Genomic DNA, 4,259 nt, shown 5'->3' with positions numbered 1-4,259 from the left:
GTTCGGACCAGCCGGCGTGCCGACGCGAGACGCTCAAGCGCACGCCGGCCTGAGCCAGCACGGCGCCGTGGGTGTCCATCAGGATGGCTTTGAGTTCCGAGGTGCCCAGGTCGATGCCGAGGGAAACAGCACTGTTCATCCGCATGTCATTCCAATCAATCACAGCCACAGGAGTTACGTATTTGCAGGGTCGGCTCCAGACGCACACTCCGGGTCGGTGCGGCGGGCGCTGCCATACGCTGCAGTAACAGGTTGACCGCCTGAGCACCGAGCGCCTGGACCGGCTGGGCGATCAACGTCAGGCGCGGCACAAAGAAATCCGCCCAATCAAAATCATCGAAGCCCACCAGCGCCATCTGCGCCGGCACTTCGATATGTGCATCGCGCAAGGCCTGCATGGCGCCGAGGGTCATCAGGTTGTTGCCGGCCATGATCGCGGTCGGCGGCGCTGCCAGGCCGAGTAACTGCACCGTGGCCTGGCGTGCCGGCTCGGTGTTGGAGCCCCCGTTGACCAGCAGTTGCGGATCGAACGCCAGCCCCGCAGCGTGCAATGCCGCGCGGTAACCGGCCACCCGTTCATCCGTGGTGCTGAACCCCACGCGCCCGGCGATAAAGCCGATTCGGCGATGCCCATGGGCGATCAGGTGGGCAATCAGCGCTTGGGTGGGCTGGGTATTCGCCACCCCGACCTGATCGAATTGCTCGCTCATCATCCGGTCCACCAGCACCGCCGGAATCTCGCTGGCCCGCAGATACTCCAGGGCCAGCGAGCCGTTCGAGGGCGCCAACACAATGCCGTCGACGCGCCGATGATGCAGCGCCGTGACCACCCGCAGCTCCTGCTCCGGGTCATCGTGGGTATCGACGAACAGCATCATGTAGCCGTGCTTGGCGCACTCGGTTTCGATCGCGTGTACGGTTTCGCTGAAGTAGTGATTGGACAGCGCCGAGATCGCCACGCCAATCGTGCTGGTGCTCGACCGCGCCAGCGAACGCGCCAGGGTGTTGGGGATATACCCCAGTTCCTGGATCGCGCGCTGCACCGCCTGCACCGTGGCAGGGCTGACCTTGCGGGTGCCGTTCAACACATGGGACACCGTTGACGTCGACACCCCCGCTCTACTTGCGACGTCATCCATGGTGACCACGGCGCTGTTCCCCTCAGTGACTCAGTGTTTACTCGACCAACCGCTGTACGTCGCGACGGTGTCGCGGGTGATCAGTTTTGGCGTGAGCAGCGTAACCGTTTCGGCGGGCGCCTTGTCGTTGAGAAGGTCATTACCGATGTTCACCGCCGTCTGCGCCATGGCCCATGGGTCCTGGCTGGACGACGCCTGGATCTGGGTGTCGGTCTTCAGTGCATGCTCGATATCCGGTGCGCCATCCACCGAGGTGATGATGATACCGCTGCGTTTAAGCTGCTTGGCCGCCAAGTCGCTGCCGATGGCCTGGGGGTCGTTGATCGCGAACAGACCGTCGATTTTCGCAAAGCGCGTGAGGTAGCCCTGCATCACGTTCAGGCCGCCTTCACGCGAGCCTTTGCCGTCCTGGTCGTCGGACAGCACCTTGATCTGCGGCGCAGCGGCCAAGGCGGCCTTGCAACCCTTGACGCGGTCGGTCACGGCGGTCACTTGCGGGCCGTTCTGGATAATCACGTTGCCTTTGCCTGCGAGCTTGTCCACCAGGAATTGGCAGGCCAGTTTGCCGGCTTCGACGTTGTCGGTCTGCACGGTCGCGTTGACCCCCTTGGCGTCCACATCCACCGCCACGACGATAATGCCGGCGTCACGGGCTTTCTTGATCGCCGAGGCCATGGCGGACGGGTCGACGGCGTTGATCAGAATCAGGTCGACCTTGGACGAGATGAAATTGTCGATCTGCGAAAACTGCTTGCTCAAGTCATAGTCGGCCGACACCGACGTGACCTTGACGCTGGGGTTCAGCTCCTTGGCCCGGGCCGTGGCGCCGTCGGCCAGGGTCACGAAATACGGGTTGCCCAGCGAGCCCATGCTGATGCCCAGGGCCTTCAATTCACGCGCTTCCACGGCCTGGGACATCAGGGCAGCCAAGGCGATGACGGGAAAGATGTGTTTTAGGTTCATGCGGGTCTCTCTTGTGATTGTTGTAGGAGTGAACTCAGGTCCGCGCACCGGACTGGCGATAGCGATCCAGCGCCACCGCGCCGATGATCACGATGCCCTTGATGATGTACTGCCAGATATCCGAGACGCCCAGCAGCACCAGGCCATTGGTCAGTACCGCAATGATCAGTGCGCCGATCAGCGTGCCGCCGATGGTGCCGACGCCGCCGGTAAAGCTGGTGCCGCCGAGGATCACCGCGGCGATCGCATCCAGCTCATAGGATTGGCCCAGTTGCAGGCCGTTGGCGGCGAACAGGCGTGAAGCACTCATCACCGCGCCAAGCCCGGCCAACGCCCCGGACATCGCGTAGACAAAGAGCAGCACCTTCCACACCTTGATCCCGGAAAGCCGCGCCGCTTCCGGGTTGCCGCCCACCGAATAGATCTGCACGCCCATCACCGTGCGCCGCAGGATGAACCACGACAACGCCACCACCGCCACCGCGATCACCACCAGCCACGGCACGCCGAGGATCGAGTCGTTGCCGATAAAGGCAAACGGCAGGTCGGGGTTGAACACGGTCTTGTCGTCAGCCAGCAAACGTGCGAGGCCGCGCATGGCGGTCAGCGCGCCGAGGGTGACGATAAACGGCGGCAAGCGCATGAACGCGATCAACCCGCCGTTGACCAGGCCCAGCAACAGACCAAAGCCAATCCCGGCGGCAATCCCGAACATGCCGAACTGCGGCGACATCGAGGCCTGCAACGCCACCACGGCCGAAGCCGCGAGGATCGCGCCGACGGACAGGTCGATGCCGGCGGTCAGGATCACAAAGGTCATGCCCGCCGCCAACACCACGTTGACCGAGGCCTGTTGAGTGATGATCGACAGGTTCTGCACCGTCAGGAAGTTTTCACTGGCCAGGGCAAAGCCCACCAGCAACAGGACCAGCACCGGCAGCATGCCGACGCTGCGCATCAGTTCCCTTACGCGCTCGGCCTTGCCGATTACGGGGAGGGTCATTGTGTTGTTCGAATCAGCCATGGGCAGCCACCTGATCGCCACCGGTGGCGAGGTCAATAATACGTTCCTGGGAAATGACGTGGCCCGAAGCCCCGCCGACTTCGGCCACCAACTGGCCTTCGCGCATGATCAGCACGCGGTCACAGGTGCCGATGATTTCCGGCAACTCGCTGGAAATCACCACGATGCCCACGCCGGCCTGCGCCAGTTGATTGATGATGCGGTAGATCTCGGATTTGGAGCCGATGTCCACGCCGCGCGTGGGTTCGTCGAGGATCAGCACATGCGGCTTGACCTCTAGCAACCGCGCCAGCAAGACCTTTTGCTGATTGCCGCCGGACAGCGCGCCGACGTTGACCTTGCCGGACGCCACGCGAATCGACAGCGACTTGATCGCGTCGTTCGAGCGCTGCGCAGCATGACCGCGATTGAGCACGCCACCGGCATGCGCGTCCGGCACACAGGCACAGACATTGATGTTGTCGGCCACGCTCATGTCCAGGAACAGGCCCTGGGCTTTGCGGTCTTCGGTGAGGTACACCACGCCGGCGCGAATCGCGTCGGCCGGGGTGCGCAGTTGGGTAACCGTCTTGCCCACCACTTCCAGGGTGCCAGCGGTGCGCGGGTCGGCGCCGAAGATCAGCCGCGCCAGTTCGGTGCGCCCTGCCCCCACCAGGCCGGCGATACCCAGCACTTCACCGGCATGCAGGTCGAAGCTGCAGTTGCGCACGCGTTTGCCGTCGGCCATGTCGCGCACGCGCATCACCACCGCGCCGGGGTCATAGGCCGCGTGCTCCTTCTTGTAGAAACCGGAGAGGTCGCGGCCCACCATCATCTTCACCAGCACCTCGGCCGACAGTGCGTCGCGGGTCAGTTCGCCGATGTACTGGCCGTCGCGCAGCACCGAAACCCGGTCCGACAGTTCGTAGATCTCGGCCATGCGATGGCTGATATAGATGATCGCCAGGCCCTGGCCGCGCAACTGTTTGATCAGCGCGAACAGGCGGTCGGTCTCGCGCGACGAAAGCGGCGTGATTGCCTCGTCGCCAGGGCGGATCGTGCAGGCCTCTTCAACCAGGTTGCCCTTGAAACTCAGGTTGTCCGCCGCATGCCCCTCAGGCATTAGGCCGAAGATGAACAGCAATGCCAGCCCG

5 protein-coding genes are annotated in these 4,259 nt (G+C 63.6%); all 5 read right to left on the bottom strand.

All coding sequences use genetic code 11. The annotated features are described in order from the left end of the window. Positions 1-139 (bottom strand): FGGY family carbohydrate kinase (locus L9Z73_RS26335; protein ID WP_247407451.1); only part of this gene is annotated, 139 nt, incomplete at its 3' end. Positions 140-155: 16 nt separating this feature from the next. Further along, a complete protein-coding gene (locus L9Z73_RS26330; RefSeq protein WP_247407447.1) occupies positions 156-1,148 on the bottom strand; it encodes a LacI family DNA-binding transcriptional regulator in 993 nt (330 codons plus the stop codon). Positions 1,149-1,169: 21 nt separating this feature from the next. Beyond that, entirely contained in the window at positions 1,170-2,102 is a 933-nt protein-coding gene (locus L9Z73_RS26325) for an ABC transporter substrate-binding protein (protein ID WP_247407445.1), read from the bottom strand. A 34-nt stretch (positions 2,103-2,136) separates the two neighbouring features. After that, positions 2,137-3,105: an ABC transporter permease subunit gene (locus L9Z73_RS26320; RefSeq protein ID WP_247407449.1), complete on the bottom strand. Its 969-nt coding sequence runs from the start codon at positions 3,103-3,105 to the stop codon at positions 2,137-2,139. A gap of 13 nt (positions 3,106-3,118) precedes the next feature. Then, positions 3,119-4,259: sugar ABC transporter ATP-binding protein (locus L9Z73_RS26315; protein WP_247407443.1), on the bottom strand; the 1,141-nt coding region annotated here is incomplete at its 5' end.

Source organism: Pseudomonas emilianonis, assembly GCF_023072625.1.
Taxonomy (GTDB): domain Bacteria; phylum Pseudomonadota; class Gammaproteobacteria; order Pseudomonadales; family Pseudomonadaceae; genus Aquipseudomonas; species Aquipseudomonas paraveronii.
Note: the sequence above shows the minus strand (reverse complement) of the source record. Positions and strands in the feature narration are given on the sequence as shown.